24 protein-coding genes are annotated in these 25,475 nt (G+C 72.6%); 9 read left to right on the top strand and 15 right to left on the bottom strand.

All coding sequences use genetic code 11. The features are described 5' to 3' along the window. Positions 1-8: 8 nt before the first annotated feature. From ACFQW6_RS15755 to ACFQW6_RS15785, 7 genes are read right to left on the bottom strand one after another with little or no spacing between them, the layout of a single operon-like run. The gene (locus ACFQW6_RS15755; RefSeq protein ID WP_378547154.1) at positions 9-626 is read right to left on the bottom strand and encodes a methyltransferase; all 618 of its coding nucleotides are present in this window, start codon (positions 624-626) and stop codon (positions 9-11) included. Beyond that, positions 626-2,284: a phytoene desaturase family protein gene (locus ACFQW6_RS15760; protein WP_378547157.1), complete on the bottom strand. Its 1,659-nt coding sequence runs from the start codon at positions 2,282-2,284 to the stop codon at positions 626-628. The genes ACFQW6_RS15755 and ACFQW6_RS15760 overlap by 1 nt, the downstream gene beginning before the upstream one ends. Further along, positions 2,281-2,718 (bottom strand): SRPBCC family protein, encoded by a 438-nt coding sequence (locus ACFQW6_RS15765; protein ID WP_378547160.1) that lies wholly within the window; start codon positions 2,716-2,718, stop codon positions 2,281-2,283. The genes ACFQW6_RS15760 and ACFQW6_RS15765 overlap by 4 nt, the downstream gene beginning before the upstream one ends. After that, complete coding sequence (locus tag ACFQW6_RS15770) at positions 2,715-3,605, bottom strand: glycosyltransferase family 2 protein (protein WP_378547162.1); 891 nt, start codon at positions 3,603-3,605, stop codon at positions 2,715-2,717. Before ACFQW6_RS15770 ends, ACFQW6_RS15765 begins: the two co-directional genes overlap by 4 nt. Further along, a complete protein-coding gene (locus ACFQW6_RS15775; protein ID WP_378547165.1) occupies positions 3,602-4,648 on the bottom strand; it encodes a hypothetical protein in 1,047 nt (348 codons plus the stop codon). The genes ACFQW6_RS15770 and ACFQW6_RS15775 overlap by 4 nt, the downstream gene beginning before the upstream one ends. Next, a complete protein-coding gene (locus ACFQW6_RS15780) occupies positions 4,645-5,712 on the bottom strand; it encodes a glycosyltransferase (protein ID WP_378547168.1) in 1,068 nt (355 codons plus the stop codon). Before ACFQW6_RS15780 ends, ACFQW6_RS15775 begins: the two co-directional genes overlap by 4 nt. Then, positions 5,709-6,851 carry a glycosyltransferase gene (locus ACFQW6_RS15785; protein ID WP_378547171.1) on the bottom strand — a complete coding sequence of 381 codons (1,143 nt, stop codon included), beginning with the start codon at positions 6,849-6,851 and terminating at the stop codon, positions 5,709-5,711. The genes ACFQW6_RS15780 and ACFQW6_RS15785 overlap by 4 nt, the downstream gene beginning before the upstream one ends. A 198-nt stretch (positions 6,852-7,049) precedes the next feature. On the opposite strand from ACFQW6_RS15785, the gene ACFQW6_RS15790 reads away from it, so the two are divergent. Then, positions 7,050-7,736, top strand: a complete 687-nt coding sequence (locus ACFQW6_RS15790) for a GAF and ANTAR domain-containing protein (RefSeq protein WP_378547596.1) — start codon at positions 7,050-7,052, stop codon at positions 7,734-7,736. Positions 7,737-7,760: 24 nt separating this feature from the next. Here ACFQW6_RS15790 and ACFQW6_RS15795 read toward each other — a convergent pair whose 3' ends face one another. Together ACFQW6_RS15795 and ACFQW6_RS15800 are read right to left on the bottom strand one after the other, a co-directional pair. Further along, a complete protein-coding gene (locus tag ACFQW6_RS15795; RefSeq protein ID WP_378547173.1) occupies positions 7,761-8,471 on the bottom strand; it encodes a GAF and ANTAR domain-containing protein in 711 nt (236 codons plus the stop codon). An 8-nt stretch (positions 8,472-8,479) separates the two neighbouring features. Beyond that, positions 8,480-8,815 (bottom strand): ANTAR domain-containing protein, encoded by a 336-nt coding sequence (locus ACFQW6_RS15800; protein ID WP_378547175.1) that lies wholly within the window; start codon positions 8,813-8,815, stop codon positions 8,480-8,482. A gap of 173 nt (positions 8,816-8,988) precedes the next feature. Here ACFQW6_RS15800 and ACFQW6_RS15805 point away from each other — a divergent pair, with 173 nt between their 5' ends. The 3 genes from ACFQW6_RS15805 (at position 8,989) to fgd (ending at position 11,966) form a co-directional block, all read left to right on the top strand. Beyond that, positions 8,989-9,960: a helix-turn-helix transcriptional regulator gene (locus ACFQW6_RS15805; protein ID WP_378547178.1), complete on the top strand. Its 972-nt coding sequence runs from the start codon at positions 8,989-8,991 to the stop codon at positions 9,958-9,960. A 121-nt stretch (positions 9,961-10,081) separates the two neighbouring features. Continuing rightward, the gene (locus ACFQW6_RS15810) at positions 10,082-10,909 is read left to right on the top strand and encodes a sigma-70 family RNA polymerase sigma factor (protein WP_378547181.1); all 828 of its coding nucleotides are present in this window, start codon (positions 10,082-10,084) and stop codon (positions 10,907-10,909) included. Between the two features lie 43 nt (positions 10,910-10,952). Further along, positions 10,953-11,966 (top strand): glucose-6-phosphate dehydrogenase (coenzyme-F420), encoded by a 1,014-nt coding sequence (fgd, locus tag ACFQW6_RS15815; protein ID WP_378547184.1) that lies wholly within the window; start codon positions 10,953-10,955, stop codon positions 11,964-11,966. Positions 11,967-12,040: 74 nt separating this feature from the next. Here fgd and ACFQW6_RS15820 read toward each other — a convergent pair whose 3' ends face one another. After that, positions 12,041-12,457 carry a hypothetical protein gene (locus ACFQW6_RS15820; RefSeq protein WP_378547187.1) on the bottom strand — a complete coding sequence of 139 codons (417 nt, stop codon included), beginning with the start codon at positions 12,455-12,457 and terminating at the stop codon, positions 12,041-12,043. A 55-nt stretch (positions 12,458-12,512) separates the two neighbouring features. Continuing rightward, positions 12,513-12,944 carry an aromatic ring-opening dioxygenase LigA gene (locus ACFQW6_RS15825; protein ID WP_378547190.1) on the bottom strand — a complete coding sequence of 144 codons (432 nt, stop codon included), beginning with the start codon at positions 12,942-12,944 and terminating at the stop codon, positions 12,513-12,515. Between the two features lie 263 nt (positions 12,945-13,207). Between ACFQW6_RS15825 and ACFQW6_RS15830 the strand changes: the two genes are divergently transcribed. The 3 genes from ACFQW6_RS15830 (at position 13,208) to ACFQW6_RS15840 (ending at position 15,398) form a co-directional block, all read left to right on the top strand. Continuing rightward, on the top strand, positions 13,208-14,128 hold the full coding sequence (locus tag ACFQW6_RS15830; protein WP_378547192.1) for a LysR family transcriptional regulator: 921 nt from the start codon (positions 13,208-13,210) through the stop codon (positions 14,126-14,128). A gap of 65 nt (positions 14,129-14,193) precedes the next feature. Then, a complete protein-coding gene (locus ACFQW6_RS15835) occupies positions 14,194-14,766 on the top strand; it encodes a hypothetical protein (RefSeq protein ID WP_378547195.1) in 573 nt (190 codons plus the stop codon). Positions 14,767-14,903: 137 nt separating this feature from the next. Beyond that, positions 14,904-15,398, top strand: a complete 495-nt coding sequence (locus tag ACFQW6_RS15840) for a hypothetical protein (RefSeq protein WP_378547198.1) — start codon at positions 14,904-14,906, stop codon at positions 15,396-15,398. Positions 15,399-15,415: 17 nt separating this feature from the next. Here ACFQW6_RS15840 and ACFQW6_RS15845 read toward each other — a convergent pair whose 3' ends face one another. Continuing rightward, positions 15,416-15,937: a VOC family protein gene (locus ACFQW6_RS15845; protein ID WP_378547200.1), complete on the bottom strand. Its 522-nt coding sequence runs from the start codon at positions 15,935-15,937 to the stop codon at positions 15,416-15,418. A 179-nt stretch (positions 15,938-16,116) separates the two neighbouring features. On the opposite strand from ACFQW6_RS15845, the gene ACFQW6_RS15850 reads away from it, so the two are divergent. Beyond that, positions 16,117-17,109, top strand: coding sequence for a helix-turn-helix domain-containing protein (locus ACFQW6_RS15850; protein WP_378547203.1), 993 nt, complete (start codon positions 16,117-16,119; stop codon positions 17,107-17,109). A 149-nt stretch (positions 17,110-17,258) separates the two neighbouring features. Then, on the top strand, positions 17,259-21,047 hold the full coding sequence (locus tag ACFQW6_RS15855) for a S8 family serine peptidase (RefSeq protein ID WP_378547206.1): 3,789 nt from the start codon (positions 17,259-17,261) through the stop codon (positions 21,045-21,047). 68 nt (positions 21,048-21,115) lie between these two features. On the opposite strand, the gene ACFQW6_RS15860 is transcribed toward ACFQW6_RS15855, so the two are convergent. Genes ACFQW6_RS15860 through ACFQW6_RS15870 form a run of 3 tightly spaced genes read right to left on the bottom strand, consistent with a single transcriptional unit; the run spans position 21,116 to position 25,437 of the window. Beyond that, positions 21,116-22,540 (bottom strand): NAD(P)/FAD-dependent oxidoreductase, encoded by a 1,425-nt coding sequence (locus tag ACFQW6_RS15860; RefSeq protein WP_378547209.1) that lies wholly within the window; start codon positions 22,538-22,540, stop codon positions 21,116-21,118. Positions 22,541-22,553: 13 nt separating this feature from the next. Then, complete coding sequence (locus ACFQW6_RS15865; protein ID WP_378547213.1) at positions 22,554-23,909, bottom strand: aspartate aminotransferase family protein; 1,356 nt, start codon at positions 23,907-23,909, stop codon at positions 22,554-22,556. Further along, positions 23,902-25,437, bottom strand: a complete 1,536-nt coding sequence (locus tag ACFQW6_RS15870; RefSeq protein ID WP_378547216.1) for a CoA-acylating methylmalonate-semialdehyde dehydrogenase — start codon at positions 25,435-25,437, stop codon at positions 23,902-23,904. The genes ACFQW6_RS15865 and ACFQW6_RS15870 overlap by 8 nt, the downstream gene beginning before the upstream one ends. Positions 25,438-25,475 lie beyond the last annotated feature (38 nt).

Raw genomic sequence — 25,475 nt, forward strand, 5'->3', positions numbered from 1 at the left:
GTACGCCGTCAGCCGCGGTCGATGCGGGCCAGCACCCCGCGCACCTGCTGGCGCACCTCGACCATCGCGAGCCGACCCTCGGTGAAGCAGGGTTCCCGGCGCAGGGCGTCGGTCTGGGCGCGGGTGCCGACCTGGAGCACGGCCGAGCCGCCGGGGGAGAGGTGGTCGTCGATGACCGCGAGGCAGGCGCGGGCGACATCGAGGCCGTCGTCGCCGCCGTCGATGGCGGTGAGCGGGTCCTCGGGGTAGCGGGTGGTCTGCTCGCGCGGGACCCAGGGCGGGTCGGCGATGATCACCGGGAACGTCTCCTCGGGCGCGAGCGCCTCCTGCAGGCGAGCCTCCCGCACCTCGACCCGCTCGGCCAACCCGGCGGCGAGGGCGTTGGCCCGGGCGTAGTCGCACGCCACGGGGTTGGCGTCGACGCAGAGAAGGCGGCGGCCGGAGGAGGCGACCGCGAGCAGGCCGATGTGGCCGGCGCCGGCGCAGAGCTCGAGCACCGTCCCGCCCGGCGCGGTGGTCATCAGGTCGGCCGCCCAGTCCGACTGTGCGGCGGTCCACTCGCGTGGTCGCAGCACACGGTCGTCGTAGGCGATGGTGAGGGTGCCGAAGGCGAGGTGCTCGGTCATCAGGCGCCTCCGGTCGGGCCGGACGAGGTGGACGGGGTGGACGGCGTGGACGGCCTGGACGAGGGACGCAACCGCCCGGTGCGCCGGTGCCAGAGGGCGGCTCGGGCGGCGTTGGCGCCGGCCGCGCCGTGGACGCCGCCGCCGGGGTGCGCGGAGGCGGAGGCGAGGTAGAGCCCCGGCAGGCCGGTCGACGCGCGGCCGCGCATCGCCGGGACGGGGCGGAAGACCAGCTCCTGGTGCAGCTGCGACGTGCCGCCGTTCACGGCGCCGCCGACCAGGTTGGCGTTGCGCGCCTCGAGCTCGTGCGGCCCGAGCACCCGGCGCTCCATGACGAGGTCGCCGAAACCGGGCGCCCGCGCCTCGATCCGCGCCTGCATCCGGTCCGCGAAGCGTTGCGCGTCGTCGTGCCCCCACGCGCCGGTGACCTCGTCCGCGGCGTCACGGCGGGTCTTCCCGGGCTGCGGGACGTGCGTGTAGGCCCAGAACGACTCGGTGCCGGCGGGCGACCGGGTGGGGTCGCTCGACGTCATCTGGCCGGTCAGCAGGAACGGTCGGTCCGGCACCACCCCCGACGAGACCTGGGCAAGGGTCTGGGTCATCTCCTCGACGGAGTCCGCGACGTGCACGGTGCCCGGGGCGCGGTCCGGCCGGTTGGTCCACGGCACGGGCCCGGACAGTGCCCAGTCCACCTTGACGGTGCCGGGGTCGAGCTCGAAGTCGCGCATGCCGCGCACCAGTCGTGCGGGCAGGTGCTCCTCGGCGACCAGCCCGCCGAAGAGGTGGGTGGCCGACACATCGGCGAGCACGGCGCGGGTGGCGTACGACTGCCCGTCACGGGTGCGTACGCCGGCCACGCGGCCGTCGCGGACGTCGACGGACGTCACCTCGGCGTCGGTCACCAGCTCCGCGCCGAGGGAGGTGCAGCGGGCGACGAGAGCGTCGGTGAGCTGCTGGGCGCCGCCCCGGGGGACGGGGAAGCCGACGGTCTGACCGAGCATCGTCATCAGCACGCCGAAGACGCCCGAGCCGGGGGAGGCGAGGGGGAAGTCGGCGTGACCGGCGTTGCCGTTGAGCAGCAGCTGGGCGGCGGGGCCGGCGAAGAGCTCGCGGCCGAGGGAGGCGACCGGCGTCGCCAGCATCCGTACGGTGTCGAGGCCGCCGGAGCGGGCCAGCGCCGGCACCAGCCGGGCGCCCGCACGCACCGGTGGGAACGGCGAGGTCAGTCCGTCGACCAGCGAGGGGCCGATGCGGTCCCAGGTGGCGCACAGCTCCAGCCAGGTGTCGCCGTCACCCGCGTGGAGTGCGTCGAGGCCGGCCGCCGTGTCGTGGCGGTCGCGGTGCAGGACCGCCCACTGCCCGTCGCCGAACTGGTGGCCGAGCACCGCCGGGGCGTGCTCCCAGGTCAGCCCGTGGTCCTCCAGCCGGAGTCCGGTGATGGTGCGCGAGGCGAGGGCCAGCGGGTAGAACGCGCTGAAGGTGTCGTGGACGAAGTCCGGGTGCACCTCGCGATCGCTTCGGACCGCGCCGCCCGGGGTGGCCTGCGCCTCGAGCACCAGCACCCGCCAGCCGGCGTCGACCAGCAGGTTGGCGGCGACCAGGCCGTTGGGGCCGGCTCCGACGACGACGGCGTCGTAGGCGCCCGACGGGCCGGCGCTCACTGCGTCCGGCCCTCCACGACGAAGGCCAGCCGTCGCAGGGTCTCGATGTTGCGCCAGTGCAGCTGGGCGTCGCGCAGCGGCTTCGGCACGAGCAGCCCGGGACCGGCCGTCGCGTCCTCGGTGATGGTGACGACCGTGGCGTCGCCCTGCGGCTCCAGCGAGATGTCGACGTGCGCCTGGCCGGCGGGCCAGCCGCGAGCCAGCAGCAGGATCCGCTTGCCCTCGTCGACCTCGACGACCTCGGTGGTGTCGTCGATCAGCAGCGGCCAGGTGCCGACGCTGTGGTGCAGCCGGGCGCCGACCGCGGGCCACGACTCGTCGACGTCCCGCATCCGGGACGCACCCACGACGAAGAGGGGGTAGAGCCAGCCGTCGGACAGCACCTTCCAGACCTGCTCCGGGGTGGCGGACACGCTTCGGGTCGTCGTGCTCATGGTGTGGTCTCCTTCGTCCGTCTCGTGCTGGCGGTGCTGCTCGTGGCCGTGGGGCCCGGCGGCGTCTCGCGGGTCCAGTGCCCATCCTGTCGGCGCACCAGTCCCCGGCGCTCGAACTCCTCCAGCCAACCGGTCATCGGCCACTCGCCCCACCGCTCGTGGAAGAGCCGGCCGTTGCGCAGGATGTCGTCCAGGTGCTCGACCGGCGGGCTGCTGACCGGGTGGTGCTGGTGGTAGGCGCGGGCACCGCCGACCCAGCCGAGCCCGATGCCGCGGGCGATGGCCGTACGACCCAGGTCGGTGTCCTCCCCGCCGTAGCCGACGTAGTCCTCGCAGAAGCCGCCGAGGCGCTCCCAGGTGCGAGGGTGCACGCCGAAGGAGAGCGACCAGAACAGGTCGGCGTCGTCGGACTCCAGCAGCTCGCCGGGCGCGGGGTTCGGTCGAGCCGGGTGCGGGTCGTCCCAGCCCGCGAGCTCGGCGGGGTCCTGGGGGTAGCCACCGGGCCGGCGTGGCGGCAGGTAGGTCACCGGTCCCGACCAGATGCGCTCCGGGCGCGCCGCGACCACGTCGGCGTACGACGCCACGAGACCGGCCCCGGCGAGGCAGTCGACGTCGAGGAGCACGACCACGTCGGCGCCGGCGTCGATCGCGGTGCGGACGCCGACGTTGCGGGCTGCGGCCAGGGGCAGGGCGCGCTCGGGTCCGCGACCGAGCGCGACGACCTCGCGGGTGAGCCCCGCGACCTGCTCCTCGACGATCGCGGGGTCGTCCATCGCGACGGCGACGTAGTGGTCGGGCCGGACGGTGCCACGGGCGAGCGAGCGGTGCTGGGCGGCGAGGTGCTCGTGGCGGCCGTGGGCGATCGTGACGACGGCGACGCGGCTCACCGCGGCTCCCCGTTGCGCACGCGCTCACCGGTGGCGAGGACGACCTCGGCGAAGCGGTCGGCCGCCCAGCCGTCGCACCACTCCGTCCATCGCCGGGGGTCGAGCGACGCCGCTCGGTCGAGGACCGTGGGCCACTCCGCCGCGTCGGGCCAGGCTCGGTGGACGACGGCCGGCCAGCCGTCCGCCAGCACGTCGCCGGTCGCACGCTGCTCGTCGTGGGGTCGGCGCTGCGGCAGCACGACGGCGGGACGCCGGGCGGCCGCCGTCTCGGCGAGGGCGTTCTGCCCGGCATGGGTGACGACGACGTCGACGCCGGCGAGCACCGCCGAGGGGTCGTCGACCCACGTGCCGGGGTCGGCCCCGAGGACGTGCCACTCCCAGTGGGGCGTCGCTCCCTGGGCAGCCCGTACGTCCGCGGCGGTGATGTCGTGTCCGCCCGAGCCGAGCATCAGGGCCACCGTGCGCTCCCCGACGTGCGGCTGGCTGCGGAGCGCCGGGCGCACGGGGTGACGGGACAGTGCCCCGACCGGGACCAGCCGCTCGCGCAGCTCGTCGGGCAGCCCGGGTGTCATGTCACCCGCCGTGCTCGGCCAGAACCCGACCAGGGCTTCGGCGACCCCGAACCCGAGGAGATGGGCACGGTCGTCGCGCCGTCCCGGGAGGACCACGCCGACGGCGGGTACGCCGTGGAGGCGGGCGAGGAGCAGCACCTCGACCGAGACGTCGACCACGAGCAGGTCCGGGCGTGCGGTCTCCAGCCACGCGCTCAGGGCGGCCGCGCGGGAGCGGGCGCCGTCGTGCAGGAGGGGAGCCCAGTGCAGGTGCCCGTGGCCGGAGACGTCGCGCGGGTCGCCGTCGTCGTCGCGAGGCAGCCGCACCCAGTCGCCGTTCCAGGCGTCGGGCCGGGGCAGCGACGACAGGCCGGTGACGGCGACGCCGTCGCGACGTAGCCGGGCGGCGAGCACCTCGGCACGGTGGCGGTGCCCGCTGCCGACGTGGTGGACGTAGTAGCCGACGACCCGGGTGCCGCCGTCGCGGGTCACGCCGCGTCGTCCTGGCGGGCGAGCTGCGCGTAGAGGTCGAGGTAGCTCTCGACCATCGCGTCCGCGCTGCACGTGGACTCCGCGTAGGAGCGCACGCCGTCCCGGTCGAGGCGCGCCGCGGCCACGACGGCCTCGGCCAGCGCAGCAGCGTCGCCGGGCGCGGCGAGCACCCCGCCCTGCGGCGACACCACCTGGCTGAGCCCACCACGAGCGAACGTCGCGACCGGGGTGCCGCTGGCCATGGCCTCGGCGGCGACCAGGCCGTAGGGCTCGTCCCACATGGGTGTCACCACCGCCACCGATGCCTGCCGCAGCAGGTCGGACAGCTCGCGCTGGGCGAGGTGGCCGGCGTGGTGGGCGCCGTCGCCCAGGAGCGGAGCCACCTCGCGGTCGAAGTAGGCCCTGTCCTGGACGGGGCCGGCGAGCACGAGCGGCACGCCCGCGATCCGGCAGGCCTCGATCGCCAGGTGCGGGGCCTTCTCCGGCACGATCCGCCCCGACCACACGGCCGGCCCGCCGCCGGGCCCGGCCGGCCAGTCGCGCAGGTCGAGCCCGTTGAGCACGACGTCGCTGTCGACGGCGTGACGCCACGAGCGGGCCGTCCAGTCGCTCACCGCGACGAAGCGGGGCGGACGCGGGCACAGGGCCAGCGCCGACTCGATCATCGGCAGTGGCGGTGTGTGGAGCGTGGTGAGCATCGGCACGTCGACCGCCGGAGCCATCGCGATCGGCAGGTGGTGGAGGCTGTTGTTGTGCACGACGTCGTACTCCTCGGCACCGGTGCGCGCGAGGGAAAGCATCAGGGCGAGGTAGGCGTGGTGCTCGGCCAGCCACCCCGGTCCGGGCGCGAACTTGTCGGCCATCGCCGCGGCGCTGACCTCGACCGTCGACAGCGGCAGGAAGCGCACCGGCAGGGACGTGTCCGATCCGGGCCCGGCGAACAGCGTCACCTCGTGCCCTCGCTCGGCCAGGCCGCGCGCGGTCGTCCAGGTCATCGACTCGAGCCCGCCGGCGAAGGGCTCCCGGATCGGGAAGCGACTGGAGGCGATGATGCAGATCCTCACCGCCGACCCACGACCGAGTCGTACACCCGCGCATGGACGGCGGCGACCTGCGCCCGCTGTTGACGTCGTTCGTCCACGTCGACCGGGGCTGCGACGCGGCAAGCGTGGGCCTCGCGCACCGCCGCTGCCAGACCGGCGGCGTCGAAGTGGTCCTCGTCGTGCTCGTAGGTCAGCACCGGGCCCTGGTCGGCGTAGTAGCCGCACGAGGGGGCGATGACGGCGGTCCCGAGGTCGCGGCAGGCCTCGAGCCAGCCGCTGTGGGTGCCGAAGCGGTACGGCAGCACCGACACGTCGAGGGAGGTCAGGTAGGCCCACAGCGCATCGTCGTCGAGGAAGTCGTGGATCCGGAGGTCGACCTCGCCGCGGGCGGCGTGGTGCTGGAGTGCCTCGGCCAGCGCGGCGTCGTACCTCGCGCCGTCGGGCAGGAGCACGTCACGGTGCCCGTTGACCTGCAGCACCGCGCCCGGCAGGTCGCGGACGGTGTCGACGAGCACGGGGAGCAGCGGGTGGGGGTGCATGCCGGCGCGCAGGCTCTTCACGTGCACGCCGATGCGGAGCGTGCGGTCGCGCGGCCCGCGGCGGAGGACCTCGCGCATGGCGGCGGCGCGGCGCATCACGTCGAGGGGTACGACGTGGGGGTGCGGCACCACGACGGCCTCCCGACCCCAGCGGGCCCGGATCTCGGCGGCGGCGCCCTGCGTCAGCGTGATCAGCGCGTCGGCGGCGGGCACGAGGACGTCGAGGTGGCGGTCGTGCGCCTCGCGGTCGAGGTGGTGGGGGTTGCGCAGGTCGTGGACCGTGAAGACCAGCGGCTTGCCGCGCCGGCGGAGGGCGGCGACCAGCTCTTCGAGGTCCGCAGGGCTGCGGGCGTCGAAGCCGAAGTGGACGTGGAAGACGTCGAAGTCGTGCTCCTCGACCCAGGCGGCGTCGAGCATCACCGGGGGCCACCACTGCTGCGTGGCGGCCGCGCCTGGCGGCGTGGGGTCGGGCAGGCGCACCGGGCCCGAGCCGTCCTCGGGCGCGAGGTGTCGGACGTACACGTGGTTGGCAGGCACCGAGGCGATGACGAGGCGCCTGGCCCGCGGACGCGGTACGGGCAGCGCCGAGCGCGCCTCCGCGGTCATGTCGGAGGTGGTCACGTGCACAAGTACCCGCGCGCGGGGTGCTCATGCGGGAACAGGGCCTCCGGCGGGCGGGAACCCGCAGGATCATCCCATGGGAGGTGTCGCGTTGAGCGACAGCGGCAGGGGACGATAACTTTTGTCCCGACTCCAGAACACGGGTCGCAGACGCAAGTCCCGCAAGGAACCTCAGTGTCATCCCATGACTCCTTGGCCGTGTTCGCGGCGCTCGCTGCCGAGCTCCAGCAGGAGCCTGACGAGGCTGTCACCTCGCTCGCGATCGTCACCCGCATGCGCGCGCTCGTCCCCGAGGCCGACCAGGTGAGCCTCACGATCCGCACGCCGCGCGGTCACAAGACGCTGGCCAGCAGCGACGCCGTCGCGCAGGAGGCCGACGCCCTCCAGTACGCCCTGGGCGAGGGTCCGTGCGTCGAGATCGCCGACACCGGCGGCTGGCTGCGCAGCGGTGACGTCAGCTCCGACTCCCGCTACCCGGCGTGGGGCCCACGCGCCGCCGGCCTCGGGGTGGGGTCGCTGCTCGCCGTCGCGGTCACGGACCGCGACGAGCCGATGGGCGCCCTCAACCTCTACAGCGGCACGACCGGCGCCTTCGCCGACCGTGACGTCGTCGACCTCGCGCTCGTCTACGCCGTCCACGCGACGACGGCGCTGTCGTCGGCGCGCCGCGCCAGCACCCTGCAGACCGCGGTCAGCTCCCGCCACGTGATCGGCATGGCCCAGGGCATCGCGATGGAGCGCTACGGCATCGACCAGCACCAGAGCTTCGAGCTGCTGCGTCGGCTGTCCTCGACGACGAACGTCAAGCTGCGCGACGTGGCCACGCAGATCGTCGAGACGCGCGCCATCCCGCACGAGCGGGTCGTCGACGTCGTCGACGACTGAGGCCGCGCGCGCCGGCCTTGGGGATCAGGAGGGGAGCGCGCCGGTCTGGAGGACGTGCTCGGACACGACGCCGATCTTGGTGCGCCGGCTGCGGGCCGCGGTGCGCAGCGCGTTGAACGCGCCGACCGCGTCCAGCGACTGACTGGCCATCAGGTAGCCGACGGCTCGCTCGATGAGCACGCGGTAGTCGAGGGCGTACTGCAGCTGGCGGGCCAGCTCGCCGGCCGTGTGGGCCTGGAGCGCGGCGCCCAGGGCCGTGGCGATGATCTCGGCATACCTCCCGAGCGCCGCTGCCTCGCTGTCGTCCCAGTCGTGGGGGTGGCTCTTGTAGACGTCGAGCGTGCCGACCGGCACGCCACCCAGCAGCACCGGCGTGCCGAGCACGGCCCGCACCGGCTGCTCCGCCATGGCGCTGGCCAGGGTGGGCCACCGGTCGACCTCCGCCGTCACGTCGCGGCTGGTGACCACCCGGCCCTGGACGAACGCCTCGGTGCACGGCCCCTCGCCCGCCTCGGCCTCGGTCTGCTCCAGCAGACGACCCGGGCCGTCGCTCGCCGCGGCGTAGACGAGGATGTCCTGCTCGTCGGCGATGAGCACTCCGGCACCGTCCACGCCGAACAGGTCGACGCAGGCGGTGACGACGACATGGAGCGCCGAGGTGATGCTGCCGTCGTCGTCACGGGGCTGGGACAGCCGGCGCAGGCTGTCGGCCAGCGCGGCGTCGTCGATGTTCATGGCAGGGATTATCCCTGAGTCGGCGACCCTCCAGGCCAGCCCGACGCGGGCAGGTGCTCCACGAACCTCTCCAGGGCCTCGCGTTCCTCGGGTCCGGCCGTGCCGTCGTGGGTCGTCACGAGCGCCCGCGCGACCGTGCGGACCTTGGTGTTGCTGTCCTGCGAGACACGGAGCATCGTGCGCCATGCCTGCTCGGTGCTGCAGCCGAACCGCGCCGACATCAGCCCGACGGCCATGCCGATGTCACGCTGCGACTTCACGGCCTCGTGCAGCTGCGCGACCTCGTCACGCAGCTCATCGGGGTGGGGGGCCGGCTCGCCCGGAGATAGGGGTGTCCCAGACATCGTCACCTCTTGCATGACGTAGGTCCGCGGACACAGGGCGGAGGATCGATCGTTCGTGGCCCACCCTACAGGCTGGTCCCCACACCTCCGTATGGGCGGAACCCCCGTTCCCGGGTTACAGTCGAGACGACTCAAGCCGTCGGGTCGTCCGCACTCTCCATCGGGAGGTGCTCGTGCCTGATCTGAGATCCCGCACGACGTCCGACGACTTCGACTTCGAAGGTGACGGCGACGACGCGCGCCAGTGGCTCGACAACGCGTACGGCACCTCGCTGGGCCTGAGCGGCCGGATGGGCACGGTCCACGCCCGCCGGCGCGAGGTCGGCGGTGTCTCCTTCGACCGGCTGCGGATCGATGCCCCCGTCCGCTTCGACGCCCAGGCCATGCCGGTCCTCGTCGTCGTGGACGTGCTTGCCGGCGAGGTCGAGTACACCCACGACCGGGTGACCGATCGCGGCCGCACGGGCGACACGGTCCTGGCAGCCGGGTGGGACATGCCGTTCACCGGCGGCGGCGCCGGCTACGAGGTGCGCAACACCGGGATCCCGGACGACGTGATGTCCGCGGCCATCGCCGAGATCGACGAGGAGAGGACCAGCGCGGACCTCACCTTCGCCAGCTTCGTGCCCCGGTCGCCGTCCGCGGCCGCTCAGTGGCGGGCCGTGGTAGACAACCTCAGCTCCCCCCCGGCGGGCATCACCGGCGACTCGTTGGCGCAGCGGGAGGCGTCCCGGCTGCTGGCGCACAGCCTCCTGCACACGTTCGACAACAACATCGTCGGCAACGCTCCGCTCTCGGCCCGCGACATGCGGGACGCCACGCAGGCGACGGTCCGCCGCGCGCAGGGCGTCATCGACGCACGGGCCCAGGACGACCTCACGCTCGCCGACCTCGCCCAGGAGTGCCACGTCTCCCCGCGCGCGCTCCAGTACGCCTTCCGGCGCCACCTCGACTGCACCCCCCACGCCTACCTGCGACGCGTCCGCCTCGACCTGGTCCACCAGGCGCTGCGCGAGGGGTCGGTGTCCAGCGTCGGCGATGCCGCTGCCCGCTTCGGCTTCTTCAACCCTGGCAGGTTCGCCGCGGAGTACCGGCAGGTCTTCGGTGAGAACCCTCGACAGACCTTGGTGCGCCATTCCCCCTGAGGGGTGGAGTTCGTTTTCTGGCTGTCCATGTGGTCCAGACCATGCGACTCTGAATAGCAGATCGTCTTGCTGGAGACCACGGCAAGCCCATCCACACCCAGGAAGCGAGCACGTGGTCACCATGTCGATCGCACCTGCACTTCACTCCGAACGCACACCCGTCCAATCCGTCGCCCAGCCCCTCGAGGGCAAGGCACGTGCCCGTCGCACCGACGCCATCGTCTGCGACCTGCGTGGCGTCCACCGCCAGGCCGACACCGAAGAGCTGACCCGTCAGCTCATCGAGACCAACGTGGCCGTGGCCCGCAGCATGGCCTCGCGCTACCGCAACCGGGGCATCGACCTCGACGACCTCGAGCAGGTCGCCCTGCTGGGCCTCACCAAGGCCGGGCAGCGGTTCGACCCCGGCGCCGGCCACGACTTCCTGTCGTTCGCCGTTCCCACGATCCGTGGCGAGCTGCGTCGGCACTTCCGCGACAGCGGATGGATGGTCCGGCCGCCTCGCCGGATCCAGGACCTGCAGACCCGCATCGCCGCTGCGCAGGAGGAGCTCGAGCCGCGGCTCGGGCGTTCGCCGCGCCCCAGCGAGCTCGCCGCCCACCTCGGCGAGCAGACCTCCGACGTGGTGGAGGCGCTCGCCGCGGACGGGTGCTTCACGCCGACCTCGCTCGACGCGCGGGTGGCCGACGGCTCGTCCTCGCTCGGCGACCTTCTGGGCGACGAGGACCGTGCCCTGGCGCAGGCCGAGGCCAAGGTCATGCTCGCCCCGCTGATGCGCGCCCTGTCCGCACGCGACCGCCGGATCGTCCGGCTGCGCTACTTCCAGGAGCAGACCCAGCAGGAGATCGCCGATTCCGTGGGCCTGACCCAGGCGCAGGTGTCGCGGGTCCTCACGCGGATCCTGACTGACCTTAGGGCCGGTCTGGTCGAGCGGCCGCCGGCCGCCTGAGGCCCTACGAGGTCGCTGGGGGTCGCCGTGCCACGATGGCGCGGTGACCCCCTCCCTCGCCGTCGGTTACAAGGCCTCGGCCGAGCAGTTCGGCCCGCGCGAGCTCGTCGAGCTCGGGGTGCGCGCCGAGCAGGTCGGCCTGGACAGTGTCTGGGTCAGTGACCACCTCCAGCCGTGGCGCCACGAGGGCGGCCACGCGCCCAGCGCCCTCGCCGCGCTGGCGGCCCTCGGCGAGCGCACCGAGCGCGTCGTGCTGGGCACGAGCGTGCTGACGCCGACGTTCCGCTACAACCCGGCCGTGCTCGCCCAGCAGCTCGCCACCATCGCCCTGCTCAACCCGGGCCGCGTGGTGCTCGGCGTCGGCACCGGCGAGGCGCTCAACGAGATCTCCGTCGGCCTCCCGGAGTGGCCCGACTTCAAGGAGCGCTGGGCGCGCCTGCGTGAGGCCGTACGGCTGATGCGTGAGCTCTGGGCCGGTGAGCGGGTCACCTTCGACGGTGAGTACTACCGCACCGTCGACGCCACGATCTACGACCGCCCCGAGGGCGGCGTCCCGATCTGGGTGGCGGCCGGCGGGCCGCAGATGGCGGCGTACGCCGGTCGCGTGGGCGACGGCTTCATCTGCACCAGCGGCAAGGGCATGGACCTCTACGTCGACAAGCTGCTGCCGGCGGTGGACGAGGGTCTCGCCACGTCAGGCCGCTCCGCGCGCGACTTCTCCCGGATGATCGAGATCAAGCTGTCGTACGCCGCGACCCGGGAGGAGGCGCTCGAGAACACCCGTTTCTGGGCGCCGCTGTCGCTCAGCGCCGAGGACAAGCACCGGCTCCACGACCCGGTCGAGATGGCCGCGGCCGCCGACCGCCTGCCGATCGAGCAGGTGGCCTCCCGATGGATCATCGCCACGACGCCCTCCGAGGTGGTCGACGCGGTCCGGCCCTACGTCGACGCGGGCTTCGACCACCTCGTCCTCCACGGCCCCGGGCACGACCAGGAGCAGTTCCTCGCCGACCTCGGCGAGCAGGTGGCACCGGCCATCCGCGCGCTCCGCGGCTGACGCCCCTCAGGCCGGGCCGTGGCCAGGCCGACCCCGCCGCCGAGCACGCCGCCGGCGCGGGTGGGAGTCCGGGGCTACGGCGCCGGCCGGTTGAACTCGGGCTCGACCTCGACCACGGCGAGGGCCCAGATGACCGCGACGTTCAGACCGATCAGGGTGAGCGCCCAGAAGGGGTAGTAGGGCAGCCACATGAAGTTGGCCGTCATGGCCAGGACGGCGACCGCGATCCCCGCCCACCGGGCCCACGCGGCTCCGGTGAACAGGAAGGCACCCACCGCCATCAGGACGGCACCGATGAGCAGGTGCACCCATCCCCACGTCGTGAGGTCGAAGTGGTACGTGTACTCGGGACCCCTGACGACGATGTCGTCGTTGGCGAGGGCGGCGATCGCCTGCAGGATCTGGAACAGGCCGACGGTCAGCAGCATGGCCGCCGCGAACAGCATCAGCCCGGAGGCCCAGGCGTTCCGGGTGGAGTAGGTCGACGTCATGTGCACCTTCCAGTTCGTGCCCCCGACGGGGGCGATGGTCGAGACGAGCGGCGGGTCAGCCCGTGGCGGTGTGGTGGCCCTGCGCGTCGCGTGCCCGGACCGGCGCTCGCAGGCCGAAGCCGATCAGCGCCAGGACGATGCCGACCCCGAAGGCCATGAAAGCGACGCCGAAGGCGACCACCGAGGTGAACAGGGAGGCCTGCAGGAACGCCGAGTCCATCGCGGTCGCCCGGTTCGGGTCCTCCCGGTCGAGCTCGGCATAGGTGAGGCCGCCGGTGATGTTCTTGGTGTGCTGGTCGATCACGTCGGCCTGGCAGTAGGCAGAGAAGGGCCCGTCGACCTCGTCACCCGCGAGGCAGCTGGCGTCGTCCGCGACGACGATCTTCTGCTCCGACAGGGTGGTGCTGACCACCACCCAGGTGATCACCCCTGCAACGGCCATCACGATGCCCACCACGATGGCGACGATCGAAGCTGTCGTGCGCATGTGTCATCACCTCCTGGTCCCGCACTCCTCCCCGCGGAGCAGTGTCGAGTGCACCCACCGTGGCCGTCGCGGCAGTCACGCTGCATCACCCGGGCGGGGTGAGCTTCTCGACTCCTCGCGGTGGCTCGGACACCTGCGATCGCGGCGGAACAGTCGCGGTCACGTCGACTGATCGCTCGCGCCGACCGAGGGCGGGTGCCTGCCGAGGCTGGAGGGAACTACCTCCGTAGACGCCGAACGAGCCGACTGGGACGATCCTTGACATGGATCTCGACCTCACCGCAGTCGAGAGCTTCATCGCTGTCACCGACTCGCGGCACTTCGGGCGCGCCGCTGACAGGCTCGGGATCTCGGCGTCCGCACTGACGAAGCGCATCAAGAGGCTCGAGGCCGCCGTGGGTGTCCCGCTGATCGACCGCGACACTGGCGGCTTCTCAGGACTCACACCCGCCGGTCGGCGTTTCGTGCAGTTCGCTCCGCAGCTGGTACTCGCTGCCCAGACTGCACGAACTGCGGCGACGGGGGCGCCCCTCAAGACGCTGAGGCTTGCAGTACCGGACGGGGTCGGTGTCGTGGCGCCGCTGATGCCGCAGGCCCTGGCGACGCTCGAGCTGGCGCTGCAGCACGCTCACCCGGACACAGGGATCGAATCGGTGCGAACGGCGTTCCCGGACCTGACGCCGGCCCTTCTCGAGGGCGACGTCGACGTGGTCCTGACCTTCGGTCCCTCCGCCAGCCCCGAAGTGACGTCGACCCGACTCTCGGAGATCCATCGTGTCGGGCTGGTCGGCGCAACCCATCCATGGGCGTTCAAGCGCAACGTGGCGGTGCACGAGTTCGCGCGGCTGCCGATGATCTACAGCCCAGATCTTCCCGATGAGTACATGCGGCCCTTCATCCTCGCCGACGTTCGACCGCTCGAGGAAGCGACGTTGGTGCCGATCAGTGCCTCCAACACCGCGCATGTCGCTCAGCGCATCCTCGGAGGTCGGGAGGTCACCGTGGTCCCCGTGGCACTCACCGGCAACCTCCCTCCCGAGCTCCGACGGGTGGGCCTGATCGGCGTTCCACCCAGCTGGTACCACGCGCACCGGCGCCGCGGCGATGACAGGCCGGAGCTGCTGACTGCCATCGACCTGATGACCGAGTTCACCGACTCCATCACTCGGTCCGCGCTGAGCTGACGAGCTGCTGTTTCCGCAACGGAAACACAGCCGCCCCCACCATGACTCGGGGCTACCGTCCGATGGTGAAGAGTCCGGCAACGCCCGCCGCCTCCGCCGCGGGAGGCCCGCCTGGTGCTGGTCCCGAGGAGCGCCGCAGGCCGAGCCTCGAGTGGTCCGCCCGCGACTGGCGGATGCCGGCATGGCTGTGGGTCGGCCTGGCGACCATGTTCTTCAGTGTGCTGCACATCGTCCTCGACTTCGGCGTCGGTCTGTTCGACCTGCACGGGACGCTGAGCGTCAGCGAAGCATCCACACTTCTCGGGGTTGCGCTCATCCAGCTCTGGTGGGCGGTCTCCTTCATGGCGGGCTCCCGGGGCCGCGGCAGTGGCGTCGCCAGTGCCGGGATCCTCGGCGCCGGCTGGTCGGCGCTGACGAACGGCTTCCCGATCGTCTACTGCCCTCCCGTCTGCGAGGAGGCGCGGCCACTGAGCGACATCGCCCATGTCGGCAGCATCGTGTTCGGCATCCTGCTCGCTCTGGTCGCGATCTGGTCGCTGTGGCGCGCCCGGGTACGCCCGGGGTGGTTCATGCCGGCCGTTGCGGCAGCGCTGGTGCTCATGACGCTGGTGTCGCTGGCGAACACCCCGATCGAGTAGGCGGGCGGGAAACATCGATGGTCGTTCAGGCCGCCGACGCACCAGTGCGGGTCCCTACCGGTCCGGGCCACGGCCCTTCGCTGGTCCTCGTCGGTGGGTTGTTCGGGCTGGCGTGGGCCGCCGGTCTGCGCGGAATCATGGCTCAGATCGTGCAGGGCGATTCGAGTGTCAGCTGGTCTGGCACGTTCGGTTACATCCTGCTGCCTGGGCTGGTGGTCGGGCTGCTACTGGGATGGGCCGAGCATCTTCGCCGTACGGGCGGCCGGCGCCGCTGGCGCTGGCTCGCCCTCTCGCCCGTGCTGTTCGCGGCGATCGTGTTCAGTGAAGGCCCGCTGGGGGTGCTCGGCATCTTCGAGGACGGCCTCGGAGGGGGAGCGATCGGTGTGCCTCTCTACGCGATGGCAGGCGGATACGCCATCTCCGGACGAGGCCCCCGCTGGGGCCGACTCGCCTGCGGCGCGCTGGCGCTCACCGCCATCCCGATCTGGGCACTGACCGTCGAGTCCTTCGCCGGAGCGCAGCTTCGCGTCACCACCCCTCGCGGGCTGTGGGTCGCTCTCTACTACTACTCGTTCCTTGCCCTCTTCATGATCGCTGCTGCCATCCCGCACCGACCCGTTGCCGGCCCATGACGCGACGTGGCGCGGACTCAGTCCGTGCTCGCCCGGGGCAGGTCGAGGTCATGCTCATCGATGAAGGCGTCGATGTCGGCCTGGCTGGTCTGGCCGTCAGCGAGTGCCTTCCTGGCGGCGATCAGATGCTCGTTGGGGGCCGACAGCTCGAGCGCGATGTTGTCCGGATCGCGGAAGTTGAGGTGGTAGCCGAACTCCATGTCGCGGATGGGCGTGTAGGTGACGCCGAGGTCGTCGAAGCGGCGCTCCCACTCCTCCAGGTCGGAGCGTGACGTCGCGGTCAGGCCGAGGTGGTCGAGACCGGTCGTGAGCTCGGTGAAGTCGCCGCCGTGTGCTCCCTCGTGCTTCATCAGCGAGAGCGTGAAGCCGGTGCCGGGATGCATGAAGATGCGTCCGTAGCCGACGTCCAGCACCATCACGAAGCCGAGCACGGTGGTGTAGAAGTGCTGGCTCCTGTCGAGGTCGGACACGGTGAACGACACGTGGTCGACGCCGGCGAAGGTCACCATGACGAACCATCCGATCTGCGGTCGGGCCACAGCGACCCGCTAGCGGCAGCACCCATCATGTTCCTCCGGCCGGCCGAAGAACAGACTCGATCCGTCTCGGTCGGGTCGCTCAGCGGTCAAGCACCTCGCTCGTCGGGGTCACTAGAGTCGTGATGCTCGGCGTCCAGCGGTCACCCTGGTGCCGGCCTCGCCGGACCGGAGGAGGAGTCGTGCTGGAGGCGTTGGGACTCAGCGAGGACGAGGAGCGCGTCTACCAGAGGCTCGTGGCGGGGACATCGGAGTCCGCCGAGGACGTGGCCACCGCACTGGGTCTCGAACCACGCGCCGGTGCGGCCGTGCTGTCGGACCTCGAGGCCAAGGGTCTCGTCGCCCGCTCGGTCGCCGATCCCGGCCGCTTCGCCGCCTCGCCGCCTGCGGTGGCGTTGGGTGCCATGCTCGCGGAGCGGCAGGAGGCGCTGCGACGTGCCCAGGTCCAGCTGACCGCGCTGGCCGAGACCTACCGGACGGGTGCCGACGAGCGCGCTCTGGTGGACGTCATCGAGGTGGTGCACGGCCCCCAGGCAGTCGGGCAGCGCTTCCTCCAGCTGCAGCGGGGAGCCCGTAGCGAGGTGCTCGCATTCGTGAAGGCGTCGGTCGCGGTGGTGAGCCCCGAGGAGAACGACGACGAGGACCGGGCCCTCGAGCGAGGGGTGACCTACCGGCTCGTCATCGAGGCCCGGGCCTTCGACCGGGCCGGATACTTCGACGAGGTACGCCAGCTGGTCGAGGCCGGTGGGGCGTGCCGGATCCGCGGGTCGGTTCCCATCCGGCTGCTCGTCGTGGACCGCGAGCTCGCCCTCCTGCCGCTGGCGGGGACGGACGACCGCGGCAGCGGGGCGCTGCTGGTCCACCCGAGCGGCCTGCTGGATGCCCTGGTCGCCCTCTTCGAGCTCGCGTGGGACGGCGGTCAGGTCTTCACCCCCACCGGCGACTCGACCGGCGACTGGAGCGACCTCGATGCCTCACCGCTGGACGAGGTGGACAAGCAGCTGCTGACCTTGCTGTTCCACGGACTCACGGACCAGGCCATCGGCGGCCAGCTCGGGATGTCCCAGCGCACCGTGCAGCGGCGGGTGCGTCAGCTCATGGAGCGGGCCGGCGTGTCCTCACGCTTCCAGCTGGGTCACGCCGCAGCCGGTCGTCGGTGGCTCGGGCGCTCCTGACCGCCGCTGGGGAGTGACGGCATTGCGTCGTTGGCGACAAGGCGACAGCGGAGTTCCTTGATCCGCGTCGCGGCCCGACCCAGAGTCGACGGAGCACGTGATGACGCGACAGCCGCGTCGGTGCCGTGCTTCCATCGAAAGGATCCTCCGTGCCATCACGCACTGGTCCGAGCGCGCTCCGCTGCGCCCTCGTACGCCCGACAGCGACCGGCGCCACCGCGCTCGTCGCCGTCGCGCTCACCGCCTCCCTCGCCGGCGTCGTCGCTCCCTCCGCCGGAGCCGCACCGGCTCCGACCGACGGCCGCGACCGGTCGGGACCGCCGGTCCAGCACCGGGTCACCCTCGTCACCGGCGACGTCGTCCGGCTCTCCACCGGCGACGACGGTCGCCAGTCGGTCTCGCTGGAGCCGGGCGAGGACGGCACGACGCCCCAGGCGGCCATCACGCGCACCGACGGGCACCTCTTCGTCGTGCCGACGTCGGCGTTCGGGCTCCTGGCCGCCGAGCGCATCGACCGGGACCTCTTCGACGTGACCGCGCTGGTCGAGGCGAGGTACGACGACGCCTCGACCGGCTCCCTTCCCGTGATCGTCGACTACGGTCGCGGCACCACCGCGGCCGCCGAGTCCCGGAGTGCCTCGCTCACCGCAGCCGAGCGGACGCTCACCGTTCCGATGCTGGGCGTCACGGCGTTCCACGCGGACAAGGACCGCGCGAGGGCCTTCTGGGACGACCTCACGAAGGACGACGCCGACGGCGCTCCCGACGCCCTGGCCGACGGAGCCGTCCGGGTCGACCTCGACGGCCGGGTCGAGGCTGCGCTCGAGCAGTCGGTCCCCCGGATCCACGCACCGGAGGCATGGGCGGCGGGACTCGACGGCACCGGTACGACCGTGGCGGTCCTCGACACGGGCTACGACCCGACCCACCCCGACCTGGCGGGCAAGGTGTCAGACGCGCTGAACTTCACCTCCGACGCCGGGGTCGCGGACGGCAACGGACACGGCACGCACGTCGCCTCCACGATCGCCGGCAACGGCGCGGCGTCCGACCGCCTGCGGCGAGGAGTCGCACCGGGAGCCGACCTCATCGTCGGCAAGGTCCTCACCGACGGGGGCTGGGGTGCCGACTCCTGGGTCCTGGCAGGCATGCAGTGGGCCGTGCAGCAGCAGGCCGACGTGGTGAGCATGAGCCTGGGCGGGGACGCCGACGACGGCACCCATCCGTTGGCCAAGGCCCTCGACGAGCTCTCCGCGTCTTCCGACACGCTGTTCGTCGTCGCCGCCGGGAACGCCGGTCCCGGCCCGTCGACGGTGAGCAGCCCGGGCTCCGCCGATGCGGCCCTGACCGTCGGCGCGGTGGACGGGAACGACGCCATGGCCGGCTTCTCCAGCCGTGGTCCGCGCATCCTCAACGGCGGTCTCAAGCCGGAGGTCAGCGCCCCCGGCGTCGACATCACGGCGGCTCGCGCCGCCGGGACCAACCTCGGACCCACGGTGGACGAGTACTACACCTCCATCAGCGGGACGTCCATGGCGACGCCGCACGTCGCCGGGCTCGCCGCCATGCTCACGCAGCAGCACCCGACGTGGGGCGCTGAGCGGCTCAAGTCGGCGATCGCCAACACCACCGTTCCCGTCCCCGACGCGACGGTCTTCGACACCGGTACGGGCCGCATCGACGCGCTCCGTGCCATCGGGGCAGAGGTCCTGGCCCCTGCCTCGCTGCACCTCGGCACGTTCGCCTGGCCCTACGCCGAGGCGGAGCCGACCAGCACGACGCTGCGCTACACCAACACGACCGACACCGACGTCACGCTCGACCTGGCCCTGTCCGGCCAGGACGGCTCGACCGTGCGGGGGACCATGGCCCTCACCACCGACCGTCTGGTGGTGCCGGCCCACGGCGAGGCCGCCACGGACGTCACCGCGGACCCCCGGAGCGGCGAGCCCGGCAGCCACTCGGGCGTCGTCACGGCGACCGGGCCCGACGGCCGTACCATCCGGACCGCCGTCGGCTACCTGCTGGAGCAGGAGCTCTACGACGTGACCGTGCGCGTGGTCCCCCGCTCCGGCTCGCAGAAGGCCGCCCACCAGGTGTCGCTCAGCTCCATCGGCGACCCGTGGTTCTTCGACCAGCGCACCTACGACGCCGTCCCCGGCGCCGTGACCACGACCTTCCGGGTCCCGCCGGGCACGTACAGCACGGCCGTGGCGTCCTTCGGCCTGGCCGCTGACGGGGCTCGCGAGGGCATCCTGTCCTACGAGCCGCAGCTCACCGTGGACCGCGACCGGGAGATCGTCCTGGACGAGGACGCGACCAGCCGGTTCAGCTACCGCGCCGACCGCCCCGTGGTCGACGACAACGTCACGCTCGACGTCTCCTGGACCGGCGAGTCCGGAGGTGCCGGCTTCATGCTGGCCGGCGCCCACGACCGCGTCTACGCGCGGCCCACCGCTGGGCTTCCCGGCGCCGCGTCGCTCGCCACGAACTGGCAGCTGGCCCAGCCGGAGGCCACGATCACACCGACCGGTGGCAAGGCTGTCGGCGCTCGGCCCCTGCCGCAACCGGGCAGGCCCGTCGCCGAGTCGACGACCCCCGAGGTCGGCGGGAAGCACCCGGTGGTCGACGCCGGCACTGCGGCACAGCCCCGGACCGCCGGGGTGGCCGGTGCGCTCGCTTTCGTGTCCGGGACCTGCAGCGACCTCAGTGCCGCCGCGGCCTCGCTCGACGCCGCGGGGGCGGTGGGCATGGTGGCCTACGCCGGTCCGGGCGAGACCTGTGCCGGCACCGTGGCCGCAGAGCCGCCGTTGCCCGCGCTGGAGGTCCGGCCGTGGGAGGCCTCGGCGCTTCTCGCAGACGCCGGGTCCGCGCGCATCACCACCCGCACGCACCCCGGGTACATCTACGACCTGGTCCACCACTACGCCGACGAGGTCCCCGACGGCGGGGTCGTGGACGCCACGGGTGAGGCGGTCGCCGCCGTGGTCGAGGACTACCGCGGCCTGGGCACCACCAGCCGGGACGGGCTCGTGGCGATGGAGGAGCTGGTCGGCTGGGTGCCGAGCCGCGGTGGCGTCGCGAACCTCGGACAGATGCGGCTGGTCCCGTTCCCGAGCACCGTCACGCACTACGTGTCCGCGGACGCGGTGTGGGAGCGCAAGGTGATGGTGCTCGACGCCACCTACCTCGGCGAGTACGCCAGCCTCTGGGCGCCGCGGAGGACCTTCCGAGGCGGCACCACCACGCGCGACACGTGGTTCGGCGGTCCCATCGGCTCTCGGGTCTCACCACTGCAGAGCGTGACGAACGGCGCTCAGCCGCCGGTCCGGGAGGGCGACTGGCTCTACTTCTCGCACGGCGCCTTCACCGATGCGGCAGGGCACTACGGCAACTCCGACCTGTGGACCCAGGAGTACACCGGCAGGATCATCGTGGACGGCAAGGAGATCTGGGTCACCGACTGGTCTTCGTTCCTCAACGAGCGGATGCCCACCGGGGACCACGACGTCGTCGTCGAGACACATGCACACCGGAAGAACCGGTTCTGGCAGCTCTCCACGGACATCCGGACGCGCTGGTCCTTCCGGTCGGAGCAGCCGACCGGGGCCTGGTCGGTGCTGCCGATGCTCGGCGTCGACTACCGGATGGAGCTGTCGGGCAGCAACAGCGCGCCCAAGGGGCAGTACCGCTTCGAGGTCGCGTTCCCGATGCCGGAGGGCGTCGCGACGAGCCCGCTGGCGCACCGCAGCATCGACGTCTCCTGGGACCAGGGCGCCACGTGGGAGCCGCTGGTGCTGAAGGACTGTGGCAAGGGCGCGTGCTCGGTGACGGTGCGCAACCGGGTCGGAGCGAAGGCCAGCCTCCGGGCCCGGGCCGACGACACGCTCGGCCGCAGCGTCGAGCAGACGATCATCGACGCGTACGCCGTGCGCTGAGCGATCCGCTCGTCGACGAGCGAGCGGGCCGAGCCCCTGACCGGAGTGTGGGTCAGGGGCTCGGCCGCTCAGGAGTCGAACCCCAGTCCTGCCCGGTCGAGCACGCGCAGGAAGCCGTTGCGCCGCCCCTCCCGGTGGTCGGCGCGGTCCAGTGACCAGCGGGTGAGGTTGATGCCGGCCGAGGCGAGCGGCTCCGGCGGGAAGGGGAGCGGGCGCTCACGCACCATCCGCAGCTCCGTGCGCTCGGTCGGCAAACCGGCGAGGAGGTCGAGCAGCACCTCGGCCGCCCAGCGGGTGGCGCCGACACCGAGCCCGGTGAAGCCGGCTGCATGGGCGACCCGGCCCCCGTGCGTGGTGCCGTAGAACGCGGCGAACTGCGTGGACGTGTCGATGGCGCCGGCCCAGCGGTGGGTGAAGCGGACCCCCTCGAGCTGGGGGAAGGTCGCGAGGAAGTGGGAGGCCAGGCGCTCGTGGCTCTCCGGCCGGTCCTCGTGGCGTGGGTGCAGGCGACCGCCCGCGGGGTAGACGGCGTCGTACCCGCCCCACAGCACGCGGTCGTCGGCGGTCAGCCGGGCGTAGTGGAACTGGTTGGCGAGGTCGCCGAGCCCCTGCCGACCGGCCCAGCCGATGGAGGCGAGCTGGTCGGCGGTGAGCGGCTCGGTGACGAGCACGTAGTCGTAGACCGGCACGGTCATCAGCCGGTTGCGGCGCAGCAGGGCGGGGAAGACGCCGGTCGCAAGCACGACCTGGTCCGACGTCACGCTCGCGCGGTCCGTAGCCACCTCGACGACGTCGCCCTCGCGCCGGATCGCGGTCACGGCCGAGTGCTCGTGCACCTCCACGCCGAGGTCCGCGGCCGCCCGCGCCAGGCCGAGCGCCAGACGTGCCGGGTGGACCAGGGCAGTGGTGTCGGGCGCGAGGCCGCCGGCAAGGAAGAGCGGGCTGTCGATCGCGGCCCGCACCTCCTCGCGGTCGAGGAAGTGCTGGTCGGGGTGGGCAGGCGAGTCACGCAGCCAGTCGACCTGGTGGTCCTCGACCGCGACCGACAGCGCGCCGGTGCGCTCCCACTCGCAGGGCAGGCCGAGGTCGCGGACGTCGGCCTCGAAGGCGTCGAGGTTGGCCGCGCCCAGGCGTTCGAGGACGTCGTGCTCCTCGGGCCAGCGTGACCGGCCGTTGTCCTCGCCGTGCGTCAGCGACGCCTCGCAGAAGCCGCCGTTGCGCCCCGACGCCGCCCACCCGACGGTCTGCGCCTCCAGCAGCACCACCCGGCGGCCGGGGTCGCGGCGCTTGGCGTGGACGGCCGCCCACAGGCCGAGGTAGCCGCCGCCGACGACCGTGAGGTCGGCGGGGGTCGCAGCGGTCAGCGGGTCGTACGCCGGCGCTGCGCCGACGTCGTCGAGCCAGAAGACCGCCGGCGCGCTGTCGGCCAGCGACTCCGTCACGAGCCGCGGGTCCGGGGCGTACCGCTCGTAGGCGGTGCGATGGGCGGTCACCGGTCGTCGGGCGTCAGCCGGCGGCCGCGGCCAGGGCCGCGTCGAGGATCGCGAGACCCTCGCGCGCCTCCTCGTCGGTGGTGGTGAGCGGCGGCACGACGTGGATGCGGTTGTAGTTGACGAAGGGCAGCATCCCGCGCTCCTGGCAGCCCTTCACGACCGCCGCCACCTCGGGGCTCGAGCCGCCGTAGGGGGCCAGCGGCGCGCGGGTCTCCCGGTCGCTCACCAGCTCGATCGCCCAGAACGCGCCGGTGCCGCGCACCTCGCCGATCCACTCGTGCCGGTCGGCGAGCTCGCGGAGGCCGGGGCCGAGCACGTCGGCACCGAGGCGGTCGGCGCGGCCGACGACGTCGTCGTCCTCCATCGCGCGGATCGTCGCCACCGCCGCGGCGCACGCCAGCGGGTGGCCGGAGTAGGTGAGCCCGCCGGGGTAGGTCCGGTGGGCGAAGGTCGCGTGGATCGCGTCGCTGATCGCCACGCCGCCGAGCGGGACGTAGCCGGAGTTCACGCCCTTGGCGAAGGTGAGCAGGTCGGGCGTGACCTCGCCGTGCTCGACGGCGAACCACCGCCCCGCGCGGCCGAAGCCGGACATCACCTCGTCGGCGACCAGCACGATGCCGTGGCGGTCGCAGATCTCCCGCACGCCGGCGAGGTAGCCCGGCGGCGGGACCATGATCCCGGCGGTGCCGGGGATGGCCTCGAGCACGATCGCGGCGACGGTCGCCGGTCCTTCGAGCGCGACGACCTGTTCGAGGTGCTCGAGCGCCCGCTGGCACTCCTCGGCCTCGGTGGTCGCGTGGAAGGCGCTGCGGTAGAGGAACGGGCCGAAGAAGTGCACCGTGCCGGCCGAGCCGTGGTCGCTGGCCCACCGGCGCGGGTCGCCGGTCATGTTGACGGCCAGGTGGGTGCCGCCGTGATAGCTGCGGTAGGTCGTCAGCACCTTGTGCCGTCCGGTGTGCAACCGTGCCATGCGTACGGCGTGCTCGTTGGCGTCGGCACCGCCGTTGGTGAAGAACACGTGGTCGAGGTCGCCGGGGGTGTGGCTCGCGATCAGCCGCGCCGCCTCGGACCGGGTGCCGTTGGCCACGGCCGGGGCGATCGTGCACAGGTGCTCGGCCTGCTCCCTGATCGCGGCGACGACGCGCGGGTGCTGGTGGCCGAGGTTGGTGAAGACCAGCTGGGAGGAGAAGTCGAGGTAGCGCCGCCCGGCGCCGTCCCAGACGTGGCTGCCCTCGGCGCGGGTGACCACCATCGGGCTGATCTCGGCCTGGGCCGACCAGGAGTGGAAGACGTGCGCGCGGTCGAGCTCGTAGGCCCGGGCGGCGTCGTACGTGCTGGACAGGTCGGAGCGGGTGGTCGTCTCAGTCATTGCGCGGGAACCCCAGCTCGAGGCCGCCCTCGGGGCGGTTGGCGGGGTCGATCCACCGGGTGGTGACGACCTTGCCGCGGGTGAAGAAGTGGACGCCCTCGGTGCCGTGGGCGTGGGTGTCGCCGAAGAGCGAGCGCTTCCAGCCGCCGAAGGAGTAGTAGGCCACCGGCACCGGGACGGGCACGTTGACGCCGATCATCCCGACGGTCACGTCGGCCTCGAAGCGGCGGGCCGCACCACCGTCGTTGGTGAAGACCGCGGTGCCGTTGCCGTACTCGTTGGCGTTGACCAGCGCGACCGCCTCCTCGTACGACGTCGCGCGGACCACCGACAGGACAGGCCCGAAGATCTCCTCGCGGTAGATGTCCATGTCGGGGGTGACCTCGTCGAAGAGCGTCGGGCCGAGCCAGAAGCCCTCCTCGCCGCCACGGGCGGCGACGTCGCGTCCGTCGACGACCACCTTCGCGCCGGCGGCCTCGCCGGAGTCGATGAACGAGCTGACCCGGTCGCGGTGGGCCTTCGTCACGAGGGGACCCATGTCGGCCTCCTTCTCGCCGCCGGTCGCGTCGCGCCCTCCGTCGCCGATCAGCAGCGTGCGGGTGCGGTCGGCGATCCGGGCGACGAGCTCGTCGCCGATCGGGTCGACCGCGACGAGCACGCTGATCGCCATGCAGCGCTCGCCCGCGCTGCCGTACCCCGCGTTGACCGCCGAGTCCGCCGCGAGGTCGAGATCGGCGTCGGGCAGCACGACCATGTGGTTCTTCGCGCCGCCGAGGGCCTGGACGCGCTTGCCGTGCCGGCTCGCGGTCTCGTAGACGTACTCCGCGATCGGCGTGGAGCCGACGAAGCTGATGGCCTGCACGTCGGGGCTGGTGAGCAGTGCGTCGACGGCGGTCTTGTCGCCGTGCAGCACGTTGAAGACGCCGTCGGGGAGCCCGGCCTCCTGCCACAGGGCGGCGATCCAGCCGGCAGCGCTGGGGTCCTTCTCGCTCGGCTTCAGCACGACGGTGTTGCCGGCGGCGATGGCGATGGGGAAGAACCACATCGGCACCATCGCGGGGAAGTTGAAGGGGCTGATGATGCCGACCACGCCGAGCGGCACCCGCTTGGAGTGCACGTCGATGCCGGTCGAGGCCTCCTCGCTGTGGCCGCCCTTGAGCAGGTGCGAGATGCCGCACGCGAACTCCACCACCTCGAGGCCGCGGGCGATCTCGCCCATCGCGTCGGAGTGCACCTTTCCGTGCTCGGCGGTGATGATCGCGGCGAGCTCGTCCTTGCGCGCGTTGAGCAGCTCGCGGAAGGAGAAGAGCACCTGCGTCCGACGTGCGAGCGACGTCGTGCCCCAGCTCCGGGCGGCGCGCGACGCGGCGGCGATGACCTCGGCGACGTCGCCCTCGCTCGCGAGCGCGACGCGACCGGTGACCCGGCCGCTGGCAGGGTTAGTCACGTCGGCCCAGCCGGTGGGGGAGCCGGTCAGGGGCGAGCCGTCGACCCAGTGCACGATCTCGACGGGAGCTGAGGTGGTCATGCGGCTCATCCTGCTGGTCGTACGACCGCGCCGTGGGT

The organism is Nocardioides sp. GCM10028917 (assembly GCF_042666175.1).
Taxonomy (GTDB): Bacteria; Actinomycetota; Actinomycetes; order Propionibacteriales; family Nocardioidaceae; genus Nocardioides.

Excerpts from the sequence above, each read along its gene's own strand:
- ACFQW6_RS15755 (WP_378547154.1), bottom strand. The coding sequence starts at position 626 with ATGACCGAGCACCTCGCCTTCGGCACCCTCACCATCGCCTACGACGAC.
- ACFQW6_RS15765 (WP_378547160.1), bottom strand. The coding sequence starts at position 2,718 with ATGAGCACGACGACCCGAAGCGTGTCCGCCACCCCGGAGCAGGTCTGG.
- ACFQW6_RS15795 (WP_378547173.1), bottom strand. The coding sequence starts at position 8,471 with ATGAACATCGACGACGCCGCGCTGGCCGACAGCCTGCGCCGGCTGTCC.
- ACFQW6_RS15800 (WP_378547175.1), bottom strand. The coding sequence starts at position 8,815 with ATGTCTGGGACACCCCTATCTCCGGGCGAGCCGGCCCCCCACCCCGAT.
- ACFQW6_RS15810 (WP_378547181.1), top strand. The coding sequence starts at position 10,082 with ATGTCGATCGCACCTGCACTTCACTCCGAACGCACACCCGTCCAATCC.
- ACFQW6_RS15820 (WP_378547187.1), bottom strand. The coding sequence starts at position 12,457 with ATGACGTCGACCTACTCCACCCGGAACGCCTGGGCCTCCGGGCTGATG.
- ACFQW6_RS15825 (WP_378547190.1), bottom strand. The coding sequence starts at position 12,944 with ATGCGCACGACAGCTTCGATCGTCGCCATCGTGGTGGGCATCGTGATG.
- ACFQW6_RS15830 (WP_378547192.1), top strand. The coding sequence starts at position 13,208 with ATGGATCTCGACCTCACCGCAGTCGAGAGCTTCATCGCTGTCACCGAC.
- ACFQW6_RS15840 (WP_378547198.1), top strand. The coding sequence starts at position 14,904 with ATGGCTCAGATCGTGCAGGGCGATTCGAGTGTCAGCTGGTCTGGCACG.
- ACFQW6_RS15865 (WP_378547213.1), bottom strand. The coding sequence starts at position 23,909 with ATGACTGAGACGACCACCCGCTCCGACCTGTCCAGCACGTACGACGCC.
- ACFQW6_RS15870 (WP_378547216.1), bottom strand. The coding sequence starts at position 25,437 with ATGACCACCTCAGCTCCCGTCGAGATCGTGCACTGGGTCGACGGCTCG.